A 19,604-nucleotide genomic window follows, 5' to 3' on the forward strand; every position below is an offset into this window, starting at 1 on the left:
GGAGGGAGGAATAACTTTGTTAAGAAAATGGACTTTTCGTGCGGTGATGGCCTATTTACTATTTGGACTTGCTATCTATGTTTACCTTTTTTACTTAGCTGGAAATGCCATTCCGGCTCAATTTAAAGGAACAAGTGTCGATCCTGCAACCTTTTTAAATAGCAGGGAATTAATGCTTAGTGAGGAATACTCCAAAATCCGCAACCTATTATTTTTCATTTCAACACCTTATGAATGGTTATTTTATTTTTTAGTTCTTATTTTTGGTATATCTAAAGGGTTTGAAAACTGGGCGAAAAATACTTCAAAATATCATGGCATACAGACAGCAGTATATTTATTTTTACTTTCGCTCCTATCTTTTATTGTTACCTTTCCATTAAGCTATATTTCCTATCGTTTTTCAAAAGCCTATAATATTTCTACACAATCTTTTTCATTATGGATGAAAGATGAAGTGATCGGTTTTTGGGTTAATTTTATTGAAATGTTTATTATTGTTGCTGTTTTATATTGGTTAATGAAAAAATTCAAAAAAAGATGGTGGATACCAGCATGGCTGCTTTCTATTCCATTCATGGTTTTCATGATGTTTATTCAACCTGTTGTCATTGATCCTTTATACAATGACTTTTATCCTTTAAAAAACAAAGAATTAGAAACAAAGATACTAGCATTAGCCGATAAAGCAAATATTCCGGCTGAGCATGTGTATGAAGTTAATATGTCGGAGAAGACAAATTCTTTAAACGCATATGTAACGGGAATTGGTTCGAATGCCAGAATTGTTTTATGGGATACCACCTTAGATCGTCTCAATGAAAAGGAAATTCTTTTTATCATGGCACATGAGATGGGACATTACGTGGAGAAGCATATCTATTTTGGTATTGCGGGATATATTATTTTAACTGGGGTGGGCTTGTGGTTAACATCCATAATTATAAATAGAATGGTAAGGAAAAGAGGGAATGAACTAAAAGTGACGGGGGTTTCAAACTTAAGCTCTTTTCCATTATTTTTACTGATAACATCCATTTTACTATTTGCAGCAAGTCCCTTTACAAATTGGGTATCACGTTATGAAGAAACTCGGGCAGATCGTTACGGAATAGCAATGACACAAGATAAAAAAGCTGCTGTACAAACGTTTCAGGATTTAACAAAATCAGGACTTAGTCAAGTTGACCCTCCAATATTAGTGAAAATTTTTCGCTATGATCATCCTACGATGCTGGACCGAATTATGATGGTAGAGCGATTTAAGGAATAATAGTAGACTTTTATAGCGATAAAGAACTAAAATAAGAAAAACCCTCTGACCAACATTTTTGTCAGAGGGCTTTTCTTTATGATCCAAATTGTTTTTCTATTTCCCTTAATTCATTTGTTAATAATAAAAAGGCATTTTTGTCTCTAATGTCCAGTGCTATATCAATCTTCTTTACTATTTGTTCCTTCCGCCTCGTTAAAAGGATTTCATTTAAAATCATTTCTGAATATATTTCCGCCATGAATTTTTCATTTTTGATTTGTGTCATCGCATATGCCTTAACCATCTCTGTGTAGGATTTTTTATTTTCCATCGATGATCACCCTCTATACTTTTTCTTATTATAAGGGAATTTACACAAAAAGTCAATTGAATAATTATAATATTCAGATACTTAAAGTTTTAAATTTTTTTATTTTTTAGAAAAAATAGTACCAAAATTGGAAATCTATGTTACAATATGGTTGTATTCCCCGATTTTTGTTGAAAAGGAGAGAAAAGAATGTCAGAAAAAGAAAGAATGATAGAAGAATATGAGATTTCTCCATATACAATGGCTATTTTGCCAATTACGTATGGATCAAAACTGTATTCAGAGATATGGGAATTAGAAAATCGATTCATCTCCCCCTTTAAACCACTTGACATTGTAAAGAAAAGCTGTGAGTATTTTGGATCGTCCTACGAAGGAAGAAGAAATGGAACTAGGCGTCTCATAGGTGTTACACACAAAGCCCCTATCATGCTGGATTCTTATACTTCAAGCTTTTTGATCCCAACAACATCACCAATGAATCCTGATTGCATTTGGCTGTTACTTAATCATGTACACCACCACGAAAAATCATCTTCAAATAACACCTTGGTTACTCTTCGTAATAATCAGACTTTGGAAATACCAATCTCCTTAAGTTCATTCACAAATCAATTACAACGTGCAGCACAACTTAGACTGAAATATTATCAGCATATTGAAAACATGGATAATAAATATAAACGTACTGGTTTTTATTTGAATATGGAAGCTTCGGAACAAAAAAGAGATTATGAATTTAAAAGATTTTTTTCCGAATAAGTAAATAAAAGCTGCCTCATAAAAGGATCTGGTTCCAGTGAGGCAGCTTTTAAGCCTTTTTTGCATGTCTAGCTCCAGCTGATCAAGGTGTTTGCGCTTTTCTTGTTATAGAAGGAGGTTGGAATCTTTGGAATAAATAATACATCATTAATTCCTCTGTTCGATTACGAAGCCGAGGATTAAAATAATTGTGCTGCTCTTCATATCCTTTGTATAAAAACATGTACATGGTAAAAGTATCATCCGATTTAATTTTTTCTACTTTAATTTGTTGTTGTCTCATATAACGTTTGACATCAGCTAATTCTTTTTGGATGGTCCTCATCGTTTCTTCGATCCAATCAGTATAAGGCTTTTTAAGTTTAAAAGGACTATTTTCAATAATTGTTAAATCACGGTTCAATATAATTAGGAGCATCGGCAAATAAATCGCTTGCTCAATAATATTTCGGTCGTTTTCAGGTATCTTTGTCATCCGAAAAATCCCTCTTTCTTCTTAAAAAGAACATTTGTTCGTATAAATATTTTACTAATGAATGATGATAATTTCAAGTTAATTATTATGACTAGTTTCTCCAAAAAAAACAAAAAAATTGAAAATTTATTGCAGGTAAAATGTTTTGGGTGTCGAAATACTTAAGAAAGCAATTAATTTTTGTAAAAATGCAATATTACATGGAAGGTGATAACGATGGAAAAAAAATTGGGCATCCAAACAGAAGATTTATATCAGTTGAAATCTGTTGTTGATCCACAGCTTTCTCCGAATGGGGATGAAGTTGTTTATGTGCAAACACATATTGATCAAGAGAAAAAGGAATACGTCTCGAATTTATTTTACATAAATTTAAATGATAAACAGCCAAAACAATGGACATATGGGGATCATCGAACAAATACACCCCGCTGGTCTCCAAATGGAACTGTGCTAGCTTTCGTCTCTACGAGAGATGGTAAACCACAAATTTATGTTCTTTCTAAATTTGGCGGTGAGGCTAAGCAAGTGACATTTTGTAAAAATGGCGTACGAAATCCAGTTTGGTCTCCATGTGGAAAGAAATTAGCTTTTTCAGTTGTATTAGGGGAAGAAGAAACTATCGAGACCCGAACAAAAGCCGAAAAGGAAAAAGAAGAAGAGTTAAAGCCGCTTGAAGTAGAAAAAATGAAATATAAATCAGATGCAAGTGGGTTTTTAGATCTTACTCAACATTCACATATTGGATTAGTAAATTTGGAAACTGGAGAAATAGAACAGTTAACAACAGGTGAACATCACTACTCACTTGAATCTTGGTCACCAGATGGAAAATATATCGCGTATTCAGCCGATTTATCAGAGGATCGCGATGTATCGTTTATTTCAGATATTTATTTATTCAACCTTGAAACGAAGGAATCTATTTCAATAACAAAAGGAACAGGCGTTTTTTGGCAAACATCATGGTCACCGAATAGTCGTTATTTAACATTCCTTGGAAGTGAGCAGGAATTTAAAAACGCCACACATAGTAAGGTATGGATCTATGATTTAGATAATAAAGAGCTTAGCTGTTTTACAAGTGAAATTGATGCACCTGTTGGTGATTATGTTGTTGGCGATTTTCAACAAGGAACTGTTACTCCAGATGTACAATGGGCGGAAGATAATCAGAGTTTTTATTTCATGGTTTCCGATCATGGCAACACAATTATCTATTACGGAAATGTGTCAGGTGAAATTTATCCAGCATTACATGAACAACAATATGTATATGGCTTTTCCTTAAATCCTAATACTCATCATGCAGTGGTAGCAATTAGCACTCCTACAGAGCCGGGTGAACTATACTCTGTTAATTTGCAAAATGCAGAAAAAGATCAGTTAACCTTTGTGAATGAAGAATTTTTGAAAACAAGGGAGCTTTCAAATGTTGAACCGATCGAATTTGAAAGTGCGGAAGGCTGGAAGGTGCATGGCTGGCTAATGAAGCCAGTTGGATTTGAAGAGGGGAAAAAATACCCGCTAATTCTAGAAATACATGGCGGGCCGCACGCGATGTATGCCAACACTTATTTTAATGAATTCCAAATTCTTGCAGCACAAGGTTTCGCGGTTCTATATGTGAATCCACGAGGAAGTCATGGATACGGGCAAAAATTTGTCGATGCCGTTCGTGGAGACTACGGTGGGAATGATTATAATGATTTAATGAATGCTGTTGATTATGTTTTAGATCAATATGACTTTATCGATAAGGAACGCTTAGGGGTAACTGGTGGAAGCTATGGCGGGTTCATGACCAACTGGATTGTCGGTCATACGAATCGATTCAAAGCAGCAGTTACTCAACGCTCGATTTCAAATTGGATTAGTTTTTATGGTGTGAGTGATATTGGCTACTATTTCTCCGAGTGGCAAATTCTCGCTGATTTAAATGACATTGAAAAGCTTTGGAAGCATTCACCACTCGCATATGCTAAAGACATTGAAACACCGTTATTAATACTTCATAGTGAAAAAGACTATCGATGCCCAATTGAGCAAGCAGAACAATTATTTATTGCACTAAAGCATCAGCAAAAAACAACGAAGTTTATCCGTTTCCCTGAATCGAATCATGAGCTTTCGAGAAGCGGCAAGCCACACTTGCGTATGAAACGTTTAGACTATATTAAAGATTGGTTTTTACAATACGTCTAAAAAATTCATTATTTGAAATCTGAGAACTCCAGCTATTTGGAGTTCTTTTTGTATTTGCTTATAAAAAATCGATTATTTATGTTAAAATATTTTAAAAACTCTAATATTTCTAGTGCGAGGAGGTGAGAGGATGAACGAGTCTTTTCCAATTGTTGAAACAAAGTTAACACCACCAATGATTAAGAAAATTTATTTGCGAAGATCCTATCTTATGAAGAAGCTTCGAACAGTAACAAACTATCCTTTAACGATCATTCATTCTGGTGCAGGGTACGGTAAAAGTACAGCATTAAGCCTATTCATTCATGATTTTAAGCCTAATTTTTGCTGGTATACGATATCAGCTAATGATGACGATGTGATTCCATTTATCACCTATATTATTTATTCATTGAAAAAGCGCTACCATGATTTTGGACGGGGTCTCATGGATTACATGATGAAAATGGATAAATATATTCGTGATGAAGAAATTAACACACTCTGTGCACTCTTTATAAATGAAATTGCCAAAATAGAGAATGATACAACATTAGTGATAGACGATTATCATTTAGTCGATCACTCTTTTTCGATAAATATGTGGCTTGAAAGGGTAATAGAGCATTTGCCTTCTCAATTTCATATCATTGTTTCCAGTCGAACAAAACCAAAGTGGAATTTATTAACGAAGTGGCAAGTAACAGGCAGGCTGCTAGAAATTGAAGAGGAGCAATTAACCTTAACTCATGAAGAGGTCGAGTTACTTTTTCATGATTTTTATGGTGTCTCATTGGCACAAGATCAAGTTGATTCCATTTATAAATTAACAGAGGGATGGGTTATTGCACTTAGTATGATAGCAGAACAATTAAGTAATGGTGCTTCGGTGAATGCTATATTAAATGATCACCATTCATCAATGGAAGGACTTTTTCATTATTTAGCGATGGAGGTTTTTTCAAAGCAATCCTCTATTATACAAAGCTTCATCCAGCAGGCATCTATCTTTGACGAAATGACTCCAAAACTTTGTGACGAAGTATTAGGAATTCAAGGATCAGAATTGATGTTAGAAAAACTTGCGGATCACAATGCCTTTTTACATAAAATGATTGGTACAAATCAATATCGTTTTCATGCTTTATTTAAAGCATCGGTTGAAAGAAAATTTAAGGAAGAACAGGATCAGCTATATAGGGAGCTTCACGCAAGAAGTGCCAGATATTATGAAGGTATAGGTGGCTGGGAACAGGCAATTTCTCATTATGAGAAGATTCAACACTTTGAAGCGATCGGAGCATTGCTTGAAAAACGGGCTTCTGAAATGGTGCAAAAAGGAAAATTAGAAAGCCTGTATGAACGGCTTAAACAACTACCTAATGAGGTGAAAGATCGATATCGCTCATTATGGTTGTATGAAGGGGAAGTGCTTCGCTATCTCTCATACTATGAAAAAGCAAAAAATTGCTTCCAGCATTTAATCGAGCAATCGAAAATAAAAGAGGAATGGATATTCGTTGGTCAAGCATATGAAGGAATTGCCCAAATCTATTTAGATACGATTCAACCTGGAAAGGCGGAGCGCTACTTATATCTTGCCATCGAAGTGATGGAAGAGTATTTGGGTGATGATCATCCTGATGTAAAAAAGCTTTACTGTTTAATGGCAGAAAACTTAGTGAATTCAGGTCAAGCACTGAAGGCCGAAAAGTGGTTTAAAAAAGGATCATTAGAAGGTTATTCATTACTCGAAAATAATTTAGACGCGCGAATGTTTTTACGGACAGGCAAATTAGAAAAAGCAAAACATTCACTTGCCAAAAGGCTGCTAAGTGATGGTCGGTTTTTGCCGCAGACACATAGGGAAACAGAGATTTTATTATCGTTTATCGAAGTCTGCATGGGAAATGGCGGGGAGGCTAAACGATTAGCACAGAAAGGGATTGAACAAGGAATAAAATATAAGAATCCATTTGTCGAAGCATGTGGGTGGATGAGGCTTGGGCATGCAGCAATAATTTTAGATGAATATGATTTGAAGCTTGCTGAACAATGCTATGTCACTTCATTAAATTTAATGGAACAAGTAAATGTCCCTCGTGGTAAAGCGGAACCGTATATGGGACTTTGTATTTTGTACGGAATGAAAGGGGAGTTTGAAAGGGCCCAAGAGGTAGGAAGAATGGCCCTTTATGAAACCGAAAAGGTTCATGATCTTTGGTTATCCTCACTCATTCAATTATGTATGGGAGCAGCAGCTTATAATTGTTATAAGCTGAACGAAGCGGAATCTTTTTTGCTCAGTGCAAAGGAAAACTTTAAATATTGTGGAGATCAATATGGTTCTATGATAACCGAACTTTGGAGTGCTTTATTATACGATAAGAAAGAGGATAGCACTCTGTTTTATGATGCGATTTCATCCTTCCTCCAAGAGGTTCAACTAGGAAACTACGAATTTATCTTTTTTAAGAATACACCATTTGGACCAAATGATTTACAAACGGTTATGCCTCTGTTAATTAAGGCAAAAGAGCTGGGAATCCATCCAACTTTTACTCATAAAATTTTAAAAAAAGTTGGATATGATGAACTTGACTCACATCCAGGATATACACTGAAGGTCGTCACATTTGGAGAAATGAAGGTTTGGCTCGGTTCTCGCTTATTAGAAGATAAGGATTGGCAGCGTATGAAAGCGAAAGAGCTATTCCAATTTCTCTTAATTAGGAAAAATAAATGGTGGAGCAAGGAAGAAATTTATCAAGAATTATGGCCAGATGTAAATGAAAAAAATGTCGATCAAGAATTTAAAGTCATTTTGAATTCATTGAACAAAGCGCTTGAACCAAATCGAAAAGCTAGAGCCACTCCGTTTTATATTCAACGACAGCATAACACATATCGAATCAATCCTAAGGCAGTTATAGATTGTGATTTCGAGCAGTTCGAAGAGTGGGTTCAGCAAGGTTTGCGTGAAAAGTCAGCAGAAAAAGCAAAAGCATTACTCGAAAAAGGTTTAGATTTATATAAAGGAGATTTTTTCATCGAAAAGCAGGAAGATGTTTGGATCATGACAGAGCGTGAACGCTTCAAAACACTTTTTTTGAGAGGATCAGAGAAAATGGCGCAAGTTTATGTCCAGATAGGATTCATAGATGAAGCAATCTTTTGGTGTGATCGAATCATAAGTGTTGATTTCACTTGGGAAGAAGCCTACCGCTTATTAATGTATTGTCATTATCAAAAAAACAACCGACCACAAGCATTAAAATACTATAGAAGCTGCCAGCTGATATTGAAAAAGGAATATGGTGTAGAGCCAATGGAAGCAACGAAAAAAATGTATGAAATGATCCTGGCAGCAGATGAAATTGATGCAATGTAAAACTTTTTTAAAGACGGAATCTATTTTCGTCTTTTTTTGGTTCCGGAAAAGATTGAGGGAAACTAACATAAAAAAATAGATTAATAGAACCTCCTAAAATCTTAAGAAAACTTTAAGAAGAAATCCTATTATTATTTTTCAGTGAATCTTTTATGATATTGGTAATATTCCAATGCGGGATAAAAATGAATCAAAGGGGAGTGGGTCCTTCATGATTAAGCTTGAAAAAGCATCAGTTACTTATCATGGTAATCACACAGTACATGCATTAAAAGAAGCTTCAATTAGGATCAAAAAAGGAGAATGGGTTAGTATATTGGGTCCATCAGGTTCAGGTAAGACGACTTTGTTAAATGTCATTGGTGGGATGGAAAAGCTGAGTGATGGGATGATAGAGGTCAACAATCAAAACCTTACTGCTATTTCTGAGAAGGAATTGCAGGAATATAGAAGAAACAAGATAGGATACATCTTCCAAAATTATCGCTTGTTTGACCAATTTTCTGTACTAGAAAATGTCATGATTCCTCAATGGCCATATCAACCAAGAAATAAAATCGAGAATAAAGCCATTTCACTTTTACAACAACTTCAAATGAGTCATAGAATGCACCACTTACCTGGTGAACTATCAGGTGGGGAAAAGCAGCGAACAGCGATCGCAAGGGCATTATTACATAATCCTAATATCCTTTTATGTGACGAACCGACAGGAAATTTAGATGGAGAAAACCGGGAAAACATTCTGGAAGTATTAAAGCGGCTTCATGAAAATGGGATGACCATTCTTCTAGTTACCCATGATTTAGAGGTAGCCAAAAATGGTTCACGACAATTAAAAATTCGTGATGGAATTGTACAGGAGAGGGTAGATTATGAAACAACTAATCTTTCATAGTTTAAAAAGAAAAAAAACTACAAGTCTTCTTTTCGTTATAGCCTTTCTTATTATCTTGGTCATCATGCCATTATCCTCAACATCGTTGCAAGATGCACATACACAAGTGAAAACAGATATTACTTATTATTCAAGGGGAAGTTATGATCTATTAATCCGGCCTTTAGGAAGCGAGCGAGAGATAGAAAAAGAGCTGGGAATCGTTCCCGAAAATTACTTAGGCTTCGGAAATGGAGGAATCACTTTAAAACAATGGAAAGCGATTAAAAATAGGAAAGATATCGAGATTGCGGCTCCAGTTATCTCATTAGGTTATTATACCGGTGTAAATACGAATATGGGCTTGGTTCAGCCAGAGCATTCGACTAGATATTTGATTCAACATCTTACAACAGATGGAGTAAATCGATATCCAGCATCAAAAAAGTATGCTTGTATATTGCTTGAATCTCCTAAGACAATAGATGGGATTGAAAAATTTGATTCAATTTATAATGATAAGAAATTAATGAACAACTGTACTGAAGTTGCGATGGTTCCGTTGCCAACGACATATAATTTATTGGTAGGAATTGACCCAGAACAAGAAGAAGCATTGACGGGTATTTCCTTCGATAATATTGATGAGGAATATCCTTATGAAGGTTTGAGAGCAGCTTGGAAATATTCGACGAAATCTAAAGGAAAGGTTATCCCGGTTATTCAATTGGAAGAGGGAAAATCAGCAATTGAAACAGCTATAACCATTGATACATTAGATATCAATCCAGCTAAAACGAAGGAACTTCGTGTTAAGATTCAATTAGATGATAATTATTTAGAGGGAAAAGATGGTAATGGCAATGTCTATAGAAAAGGTACTGTATTTTTTTCTGAAAAATTTTATACTGAAGAATACCGTCATCTAGTTCAAGAATTATTACAATATCCTGCAGAAAAACATGTGGATTTCTCCGCTAATACAGGTTCTATAATACAGCCTTTTAATCCAAATGCAGTCGAAATTGATGAAGCAGGGAAGGTTAATGAGTTACAAGATGGAAAGCTACTCCAAAATATTACTATGAATGATGTAACACAATATTTTACATCAGGACCTTTGAAGTATGAGAAAGAAGGCAATAAATTAATTGTAAAAAAAGTAGGGGAGCATGATGGTGTTCCTATTTATCGTGACATACAAAAACATGGAACAACACTTACCGAAGCTTTAGATAAAGATGGAGATGTGCCTTTCATTATCGATCCAGTTGGTGATTTTAAAATTGGAAAAAGAAAGGAGAAGCTAGCATCAAGTCCTCTAGGTATTTATCAAATGGCACCGGTTTATTATATTGGAAATGGAAAAGATAAGAAGGTTCAAATGCAGGCAACGATTACTCCTGGAAGTTTCGTTACTTCTTCAGCAAGAGGTGTAACGAATATCAAATCTGCAGCTGCAATGAAAGGAGATAAACCAATAGACGCCATCCGGGTAAAAGTAGCTGGAATTAAAGGCTATACGAAAGAAGCTGCAAAAAAAATCGAGAACATTGCTCATGATATCGAAAAAATGGGCTTAAAAGTAACAATGGTTGCAGGTGCTTCTCCACAAAAGATGAAAGTTGATGTGGAAGGGGTCGGATTGGTCGAAGAATCATGGACAACCTTAGGTGCAGCAGGAAGTATAGTTGGTCAGTGGAACATGACTAATATGATTTTGGCTTTCTTATTTTCCTTGGTTACGATCATTTATATAATGAACCGTATGACATTCTGGCAAGTGAATAAACAGCAAGAAATGTTATTACTTTATCAGTTAGGCTGGAACAAAAAGCATATATTGCGTTTTTCAAGAAGAGAAATAAGCATTTTAATGTTTGTTGCATGGGTATTTTCTCTAGGTGTTCTTAGTGGGATTCAGCAATGGCTGCATCTTTCGAATAAAATCTATCTTTGGCAATTGGCTATTACTGTTATCTCTATCTTTTTCCTGTACTTTACGATTAGCAGAAAAACTAAGAAAACATTTAATGTAAAAATGAAGAAAAAATTAGTCCATGTTCGTGAAAAAACTTCAAATCAACCGCACAGAAAATCTTTAGTACCTATTAACTTACAGTATTTTTATCGTTTCATTCGACCACCATTTATCCAACTTTTGCTGGTCAGTACTTTATCGTCATTTGTTTATCTTTCATTAACGGAAACGGTTCAACAGACGAATGTTACGATATTAGGAGAATATATTAATCTAAAAGTAAATAATTGGCATATCTTGTTAATCGTTAGCTCGTATCTGCTCGGACTGTTTACATTGGTGGAAAGCTTAGCTTCAATTTTAATGACGAGAGAACAGGAAATCGGTATTTTTCGTTCGATAGGCTGGAAAATAAATCATATATTTAAACTTTACATGAAAGAAATAGCCCTTTGGACAGGAAGTTCCATCTTAATTGGAAATAGTATAAGTTTGATCATTTATTTGAGTTTCTATCCTTTACAATCTACAGTTTGGTTGACGATTATTGGATCATTTTTTGGATTTTATCTATGTATTTTGCTCGTATCAGCAATTGTTATCAATCGTTATTTAAAGAAAGAATTAGGAGATACATTATCTTTAAGGAGAAAAACTAAATAATATTTTTTAAATCTCCCCAAAAATAGGGGAGATTTTTTTATAGGAACAAACCAAATTTCTTAAAGACGGCACATAAATTAAAGAAAACAGCCACAAAAAGGACAACCTCAAATTCCTCTCCTGTAACTAATTTGTAACTCCTTTTTCTTACGATGGATGAAAGCAAAAAGCTTAAAACAAAGTAAGGGGGAGAAAAGGTGAGAAGAACAAAACGGTTTTCACTGTTAATTGGGGTAGTAATTGCTGTTTTGCTTTTAACGACAGCTTGTGGGTCGAATAAAGCAAATGGGGGCAAGAAGGAAGGGACGATTAAAATTGGGGTGCTTGCTTCTTTAACGGGGGCTCTTGAGTCCTATGGAAAGCAAACGAAACAAGGATTTGAATTAGGACTTGATTATGCAACAGATGGAAAGCTTGAAGTGGATGGAAAGAAAATAAAAGTTATTTATGAAGATACGGAAACAAAGCCTGAGGTTGCTGTTAAAAAAGCGACAAAGCTTCTTGAAGAGGATAAGGTGGATTTCTTAGTTGGGTCATCTAGCTCAGGGGATACACTCGCAGTTCTTCCATTAGCTGAAGAATATGAAAAAATTATGGTCGTCGAACCGGCAGTTGCTGATAGTATTACAGGTTCTGAGTTTAATAAATATATTTTCAGAACAGCACGGAACTCATCCCAGGATGCTGTTGCAGGTGCAGCGGCGATTGCAAAACCAGGAGTGAAAATTGCAACACTAGCACCAGACTATTCATTTGGACGTGACGGGGTTGCTGCATTTAAAGAAGCAGCGGAAAAGCTAGGTGCGAAAATTACACTTGAAGAATATGCAGATCCAAATGCTACAGACTTTACATCGAATATTCAAAAAATTATTAATGCAAAACCGGATTATTTATTTGTTATTTGGTCTGGAGCAAATTCACCGTGGAATCAAATTGCCGATATGAAGGTGCAAGAGAAAGGAATTAAAATTTCAACAGGTGCACCTGATATTGCAGCACTTTCAACAATGGAGCCGCTTGTTGGGATGGAAGGGTTTACTGTGTATTACAATGATCTTCCGAATAATAAAGTCAATGATTGGTTAGTGACAGAGCATAAGAAACGCTACAATAACGAAGTTCCAGATCTATTTACTCCAGGTGGGATGAGTGCCGCTATTTCCATTATAGAGGCATTGAAGAAGACTAAAGGAGATACGGACACCGACGGGCTTATTAAAACAATGGAAGGAATGAGCTTTGAAACACCAAAAGGAAAAATGACCTTCCGAAAAGAAGATCATCAAGCAATACAATCAATGTACGCCATCAAATTAGAGAAAAAAGACGGAGTTCCATATCCAGTACCTGTACTCATTCGTGAATTAACTCCAGAAGAAACAGCACCACCAATCCGTAATAAAAAGTAAGGCTTTGTTAAACAATATTGTTGTTTTTAATAAAACCCTGTATGGTATGCGTTCAGCTAGTTTTACTTCGTAAAGAAATCGCTTCACACATACCATACAGGTCATATTATCAACAATAACCATTAACAAAGCCAAAAATAACAAGAAGAAACCTGCTGCTAAGTGACCTGGTAACTAGGTACCAGGTCACTTACTCCTAAATTTATAAGGTGGTGAAGGAATGAAGCCTATTTTAGAAACGAAAAATTTAACGATACAGTTTGGCGGTCATACAGCGGTGAATAATGTAAGTTTAACAATTGCTGAGAAACAATTTAAGTCGATCATTGGTCCGAATGGGGCAGGAAAAACTACTTTTTTTAATTTACTGAGCGGTCAGTTAACTCCAACAAAGGGAGGGATTTTTTTAAAAGGGGAAGAGATTACATCCCTATCTCCTGCCATGAGAACGAGAAAGGGCATTGGACGTTCGTTTCAGATTACCAATGTTTTTCCTAATTTATCTGTGTTAGAAAATGTGCGTTTGGCTGTGCAATCTCAAATGGGAATACGCTATCAAATGTTCAGGCATTTTCGAAAATATAATGATGTCACTGAAAAATCCAAGCAATTGCTTGAATTAGTGATGCTTGGGAATAAAGCTGATTTTCTTGCGAAAAATCTAGCTCATGGTGAAAAGCGAAAATTAGAGATTGCGATGTTACTAGCATTAGAAACAGAAATTTTACTATTAGATGAGCCGACAGCTGGTATGTCATTGGAAGAAGTACCTGCCATTCTAGAGGTGATTCATAATATTAAAAAACAAGGAACGAAAACCATTATTCTAATTGAACACAAGATGGATATGATTCTTGATTTATCAGATACAGTCATGGTGTTGTTCAATGGCTGTTTGCTAGCCGATGGAACACCAACAGAAATTATGGAAAATGAAACCGTTCAAACAGCCTATTTAGGAGGTTTATATGATGGAAGTATTGCTTAAGGTGAAGAACCTCCAAACCTATATTGGACAATACCATATTCTTCAAGGTGTATCATTTGAGGTTCGCAAGGGTGAAGTAACGGTTCTATTAGGGCGTAATGGTGCTGGCAAGACAACAACACTAAGAAGCATCATGGGACTGAATCCGCCTTCCCAAGGAAAAATAATTTATGATGAACACCAAGAAATTCAAGGTCTGCCAACCTATAAAATTGCAAATCTTGGAATAGGTTATGTGCCAGAAGATCAGGGAATATTTGGTCAGCTTTCTGTTGAAGAAAATATGAAGGTAGCCATGAAAAAGCAAGATGAAGAAACATTAAAACGTATGGATTGGATTTTAAACCTTTTTCCGGATTTAAAAAAGTTTTGGAAAAAGCCTGGTGGACTATTAAGTGGCGGACAAAAACAAATGCTCTCAATCGCACGTGCCTATTTAAATGATAATCAGTTGCTGCTAATAGATGAACCTAGTAAAGGATTAGCACCTATTGTCGTTGAGAAGGTAATGGAATCGATTCAAGAAATGAAAAAACAAACGACCATCGTTTTAGTTGAACAAAATTTTATGATGGCCAGCACAATAGGTGATCGTTTTTACATTATAGATGATGGAAAAACAGCCTATTCTGGTTTAATGAATCAATTAGTAGAGGATGAGCAATTAAAGAGAAAGTATCTAGGTATAGCATAAGGAAGGAGGGCTTGAACGAGAGTGGAACTATTCATCAATTTAATCATTAATGGATTGGCAACGGGTATGCTCGTTTTTCTTCTAGCGGCAGGATTAACATTAATTTTTGGTTTAATGGACGTGCTGAATTTTGCCCATGGAGGTTTCTTTGCTTGGGGAGCTTTTAGTGGAGTATGGCTTTATTCAACGACAGGAAGCTTTCTTGTTTCCATTATTGGCGCAATGGCAACAGGACTAATTCTCGGTGCATTTACTGAAAAAATAATCATTAAGCCTGTATATGGGAATCACGTACAGCAAATTCTTATAACGCTTGGTTTGATGCTAGTTCTTTCAGAATTATTAAAAGTGGTTTGGGGGCCAAATCAAATTGTTGCAAAAGCACCGGCTTACTTGAAAGGCAGTTGGGAGCTAGGTGATATCATCATTATTAAATATCGTGCATTCATCATTATTATAGGATTTCTTATGTTTACGATCGTTCAATTAATATTAAAGAAAACAAAAATTGGTTTAGTTGTTCGTGCAGGAGTAATGAATAAAGAAATGGTGCAAGCTCTTGGAATTAATATTAAAAAGATATTTATGTTTGTTTTTATGGTTGGTGCAGCAATGGCAGCTCTTGGTGGTGTTTTAATGGCTCCTTATTCTGGTGTGATATATGCCGAAATGGGAATGGAATTTGCAATTCTAGCCTTTATTGTTGTGGTCATAGGTGGAATGGGAAGTTTCCCTGGTTCCTTGTTTGCTGCAATTTTAGTTGGGCTTACCGGATCATTTATGGCTTATTTTGTTCCGGAATTATCACTAGCAGTAAATATGCTGTTAATGGCAATCGTGTTGATTTTTAGACCACAAGGATTATTTAAGGCAAAGGGGTGAGGACATGAAGAAAATCGGAAATATCTCAACCATCGCCATGATCATTATTGGAGTAGGATTATTGGCCCTGCCATTTGTTAATGATTCCCGCAGTATGTTGATTTTGCTTACACAAATTTTTATATTTGCTATTTTTGCCATGAGCTACGATCTTTTACTCGGGTTTACAGGTATTGTTTCGTTTGGACACGCGATGTTTTTTGGAATTGGTGCTTATACGACAGGAATTTTTCTGCAAAGATTTGAACCGACAATGGGCTCATTGCTCCTCTCATTAGTCGTTGGATTTGCTATTACGATGCTGATTAGTTTTATTGTTGGCTTATTAACATTAAGACTGAAAAGTCATTTTTATGCGATGCTAACATTAGCATTCGCCAGCCTTTTTCTAGTGCTTGCTGAAAAATGGAGATCCCTTACATCTGGAAATGACGGATTTACATTTAGGGTGCCGGAAGCGCTAAAGGATAGGACAACTTTTTACTTAGTCTGTTTAATATTGATGATTGCCATTTTTCTAGTCTTAAAGAGATTTACAAATTCACCTTTAGGTCGTGTTTTAATGGCAATAAGAGAAAATGAGCCAAGAGTGGAGTCACTAGGTTTTAATCCCCTTTATTATAAAATTACCGCTAGTATTATAGCAGGGGTAACGGCTTCATTAGCAGGTTCCTTCTATGTAATGTCACTACGCTTTGTTAATACTAGTGTATTTACGATAGATACAACATTAGATGCATTATTAATGACGATCATTGGCGGGGTTGGTACCTTAATAGGGCCAATTATTGGTGCTGGATTAATTGAGTTTGCCCATCATTGGTTAAGTGAATTAGCTGCAAGTTACCCGATATTTGAGAGATGGATTATTTTCTTTGGAATTTTATATATTCTTGCTGTTATGTTTTTCCCGGCAGGAATTGTAGGAACCATTCGTGGATGGAGAGCTAGCAAGAAAAAACAAATAACAGAAACAACATCAAAAGAGAAAAAAGTAGCAGGTTAATCGGAGGGGAAAGTATGGATATCGGAATTTTGAGTACAGGGATTTATATTCCCGAGCATTTTATTTCAGGTGAGGAAATAGCGAAAAAAGCAGGAATTCCGAAAGACATTGTTGAACTGAAAATGGGAATAAAGCGGAAAACGATTCCAGGCCCCGATGATCATACATGCCAAATGGGAATATGGGCAGCGAAACAAGCAATTGAACGTGCAGCTATCGATCCGAAAGAGATTGATCTTATTATTTATATTGGCGAGGAGCATAAAGAGTACCCATTATGGACGGCAGGAATTAAGCTGCAGGAAGAGATCGGAGCACATCATGCATGGGCATTCGACATTGGTCTTCGTTGCGGGACAACGATTATGGCATTAAAGGTTGCGAAAAATATGATGCTGGCTGACCCATCTATTAACACAGTATTATTAGCGGGCGGTTACCGTAACGGTGATTTTATTGATTATAAAAATGAGAGAACGAGATTTATGTTTAATCTTGGTGCTGGGGGAGGAGCAATCCTTTTGCAGAAAGGATTGAAAAAAAACATCTTACTGGAATCTGAAATTAGGACGGATGGATCATTTTCGGAAGATGTAATCGTTACAGCTGGCGGAACAAAAAATCCAATATCACATGATGCATTAGAGAAAGGATTACTAAGACTTGATGTTCTAGACCCAGAGGGGATGAAAAGAAGACTGGAACAAAAATCAATGGATAATTTTTTGAAGGTTATTCGTGAATCACTTTATAAAAGCGGTTACACAGAACAAGATATAGATTATGTGGCGATGCTTCATATGAAAAAATCTGCCCATCAATATGTTTTACGTGAATTAGGATTGACGGAAGACCAATCTATTTATCTAGAAAATTTCGGACATATTGGCCAGTTTGACCAAATATTATCTATTGAACTAGCCGAACAAGAAGGCAAATTAAAAAGTGGAGATATTGTTGTTTTTGTCAGTGCGGGTATTGGATATGCATGGGGCGCTTCAACTATACGCTGGGGAAATTGATTATATGAGGAGGAGTAATGATGGCTATTTCAATTAAACAGGCTGAATTACCAAATGGTGAAACATTGTCTTACCGTGAACGAGAAGGAGGCAAGGACGTTCTGTTATTAGTCCATGGAAATATGACTTCTTCAAAACATTGGGATGTATTAGTGGATAAATTGGATCCGCAATATAAGCTGTATGCTGTTGACCTTCGCGGATTTGGAGGGTCATCTTATCGTAAAAGAATTAGCGGCATTAAAGACTTTTCCGATGATATTAAGCTTTTTGTCGATCAATTAGATTTGAAAGACTTTGCTATGATCGGGTGGTCAACAGGCGGCGCAGTAGGGATGCAATTTGCTGCCGATTACCCAGGTTTATGTCAGAAGCTGATTCTGTTAGCATCCGCATCCACGAGAGGATATCCTTTCTTTGGTAAGAAATTCGATGGTACTCCTAACTTAGAAAATCGACTGAGCACTATCGAGGATATAGAAAAAGATACGGGTACAATCGCTGTTCAATCAGCATATGACACTAATAATCGTGATTTTCTAAAGAACATGTGGAATCTATTAATCTATACGAAAAAACAGCCTGAACCAGACCATTATGAAGAATATGTCGATGATATGCGAACACAAAGAAATATTGCAGATATTTACCATGCTTTAAATACTTTTAATATAAGTTCACAGCACAATGGTCTAAACGACGGATCTAATCAAACGAAGGATATTAATATTCCTGTACTGGTGTTAAGGGGAGACAGGGATTATGTAGTGAATGCCGAAATGACAAATGAAATACTGGAAGACATAGGAAATAACGCGTTGTTTATCGAATTAAAGGACTGTGGACATTCTCCACTCATTGATGATTTAGAGCAACTCACAATTATAGTGGAAGACTTTTTAAATGGTAGGAGGCTTTAATAATGAGATTGAGTAATAAAGTAGCGATTATTACAGGTGCAGCTAACGGAATTGGATTCGCTGCAGCGAAGCGGTTTGCTAAAGAAGGTGCAAAGGTGGTCATTGCTGATTTTAATGAATCAGAAGGGAAGCTTAAGGAGGTTGAATTAAGAGAAGAAGGCTATGAGGCATTATTTGTACAAGTAGATGTTTCTAATAAAGATAGTGTTGATCGGATGGTTGAACAGGTGCTAAGCACATACGGAACGATTGATATTTTGATTAACAATGCTGGCATTACGAGAGATGCGATGCTAACCAAAATGAAGCAAAATGATTTTCAGAGGGTTTTAGATGTTAATTTAACAGGTGTATTTAACTGTACACAAGCTGTTGTCCCATTCATGATTGAAAAGGGGACAGGGAAAATCATTAGTACCTCTTCTGTAAGCGGTGTATATGGTAATATTGGTCAAACCAATTATGCGGCAGCTAAAGCAGCGATTGTTGGGATGACGAAAACTTGGGCAAAAGAATTAGGAAGAAAAGGAATAAACGTAAATGCAGTTGCACCTGGTTTCACTGAAACAAATATGGTTGCAAGTGTCCCTGAAAAAGTGGTTGATTCCATGAAGGCAATGATCCCATTGCAAAGATTAGGAAAGCCTGAGGATATCGCCAATGCGTATTTATTTTTAGCTTCAGATGAATCAGATTACGTAAACGGAACTGTACTCCATGTCGATGGCGGGATTATGATGTAAAGAAGCTGTTTTCCTAGA

General features: G+C 35.9%; 16 protein-coding genes. 14 read left to right on the plus strand and 2 right to left on the minus strand.

What is annotated here, in order from left to right; genetic code table 11:
- Positions 1–16 precede the first annotated feature (16 nt).
- Positions 17–1,273, plus strand: a complete 1,257-nt coding sequence (locus ACQKP0_RS11375; protein WP_427405961.1) for a M48 family metallopeptidase — start codon at positions 17–19, stop codon at positions 1,271–1,273.
- A gap of 76 nt (positions 1,274–1,349) precedes the next feature.
- Here ACQKP0_RS11375 and ACQKP0_RS11380 read toward each other — a convergent pair whose 3' ends face one another.
- Positions 1,350–1,586 carry an IDEAL domain-containing protein gene (locus ACQKP0_RS11380; protein WP_427405962.1) on the minus strand — a complete coding sequence of 79 codons (237 nt, stop codon included), beginning with the start codon at positions 1,584–1,586 and terminating at the stop codon, positions 1,350–1,352.
- Positions 1,587–1,775: 189 nt separating this feature from the next.
- Between ACQKP0_RS11380 and ACQKP0_RS11385 the strand changes: the two genes are divergently transcribed.
- Positions 1,776–2,348, plus strand: coding sequence for a competence protein ComK (locus ACQKP0_RS11385; RefSeq protein ID WP_427405963.1), 573 nt, complete (start codon positions 1,776–1,778; stop codon positions 2,346–2,348).
- Positions 2,349–2,430: 82 nt separating this feature from the next.
- On the opposite strand, the gene ACQKP0_RS11390 is transcribed toward ACQKP0_RS11385, so the two are convergent.
- Positions 2,431–2,823, minus strand: coding sequence for a hypothetical protein (locus ACQKP0_RS11390; RefSeq protein WP_427405964.1), 393 nt, complete (start codon positions 2,821–2,823; stop codon positions 2,431–2,433).
- Between the two features lie 216 nt (positions 2,824–3,039).
- Here ACQKP0_RS11390 and ACQKP0_RS11395 point away from each other — a divergent pair, with 216 nt between their 5' ends.
- The 12 genes from ACQKP0_RS11395 to fabG all read left to right on the plus strand — a co-directional run bounded on the left by ACQKP0_RS11395 (position 3,040) and on the right by fabG (position 19,586).
- The gene (locus ACQKP0_RS11395) at positions 3,040–5,028 is read left to right on the plus strand and encodes a S9 family peptidase (RefSeq protein ID WP_427405965.1); all 1,989 of its coding nucleotides are present in this window, start codon (positions 3,040–3,042) and stop codon (positions 5,026–5,028) included.
- Between the two features lie 130 nt (positions 5,029–5,158).
- Positions 5,159–8,398 carry a BTAD domain-containing putative transcriptional regulator gene (locus tag ACQKP0_RS11400; RefSeq protein WP_427405966.1) on the plus strand — a complete coding sequence of 1,080 codons (3,240 nt, stop codon included), beginning with the start codon at positions 5,159–5,161 and terminating at the stop codon, positions 8,396–8,398.
- A 211-nt stretch (positions 8,399–8,609) separates the two neighbouring features.
- Complete coding sequence (locus tag ACQKP0_RS11405; protein ID WP_427405967.1) at positions 8,610–9,296, plus strand: ABC transporter ATP-binding protein; 687 nt, start codon at positions 8,610–8,612, stop codon at positions 9,294–9,296.
- Positions 9,274–11,919, plus strand: coding sequence for an ABC transporter permease (locus ACQKP0_RS11410; protein ID WP_427405968.1), 2,646 nt, complete (start codon positions 9,274–9,276; stop codon positions 11,917–11,919). Before ACQKP0_RS11405 ends, ACQKP0_RS11410 begins: the two co-directional genes overlap by 23 nt.
- Positions 11,920–12,167: 248 nt before the next feature.
- Positions 12,168–13,331 (plus strand): substrate-binding domain-containing protein, encoded by a 1,164-nt coding sequence (locus ACQKP0_RS11415; RefSeq protein WP_427406092.1) that lies wholly within the window; start codon positions 12,168–12,170, stop codon positions 13,329–13,331.
- Positions 13,332–13,551: 220 nt separating this feature from the next.
- Positions 13,552–14,319: an ABC transporter ATP-binding protein gene (locus tag ACQKP0_RS11420; RefSeq protein WP_427405969.1), complete on the plus strand. Its 768-nt coding sequence runs from the start codon at positions 13,552–13,554 to the stop codon at positions 14,317–14,319.
- Positions 14,303–15,013, plus strand: coding sequence for an ABC transporter ATP-binding protein (locus ACQKP0_RS11425; RefSeq protein WP_427405970.1), 711 nt, complete (start codon positions 14,303–14,305; stop codon positions 15,011–15,013). Before ACQKP0_RS11420 ends, ACQKP0_RS11425 begins: the two co-directional genes overlap by 17 nt.
- Positions 15,014–15,034: 21 nt before the next feature.
- Positions 15,035–15,895 (plus strand): branched-chain amino acid ABC transporter permease, encoded by an 861-nt coding sequence (locus ACQKP0_RS11430; RefSeq protein ID WP_427405971.1) that lies wholly within the window; start codon positions 15,035–15,037, stop codon positions 15,893–15,895.
- Positions 15,896–15,899: 4 nt separating this feature from the next.
- On the plus strand, positions 15,900–16,901 hold the full coding sequence (locus ACQKP0_RS11435) for a branched-chain amino acid ABC transporter permease (RefSeq protein ID WP_427405972.1): 1,002 nt from the start codon (positions 15,900–15,902) through the stop codon (positions 16,899–16,901).
- A 14-nt stretch (positions 16,902–16,915) separates the two neighbouring features.
- Entirely contained in the window at positions 16,916–17,923 is a 1,008-nt protein-coding gene (locus ACQKP0_RS11440) for a 3-oxoacyl-ACP synthase (RefSeq protein ID WP_427405973.1), read from the plus strand.
- A 17-nt stretch (positions 17,924–17,940) separates the two neighbouring features.
- Positions 17,941–18,843, plus strand: coding sequence for an alpha/beta fold hydrolase (locus tag ACQKP0_RS11445; RefSeq protein ID WP_427405974.1), 903 nt, complete (start codon positions 17,941–17,943; stop codon positions 18,841–18,843).
- Positions 18,844–18,845: 2 nt separating this feature from the next.
- Entirely contained in the window at positions 18,846–19,586 is a 741-nt protein-coding gene (gene fabG, locus ACQKP0_RS11450) for a 3-oxoacyl-ACP reductase FabG (RefSeq protein WP_427405975.1), read from the plus strand.
- Positions 19,587–19,604 lie beyond the last annotated feature (18 nt).

It is taken from the genome of Heyndrickxia sp. NPDC080065 (assembly GCF_050281185.1).
GTDB lineage: Bacteria > Bacillota > Bacilli > Bacillales > Bacillaceae_C > Heyndrickxia.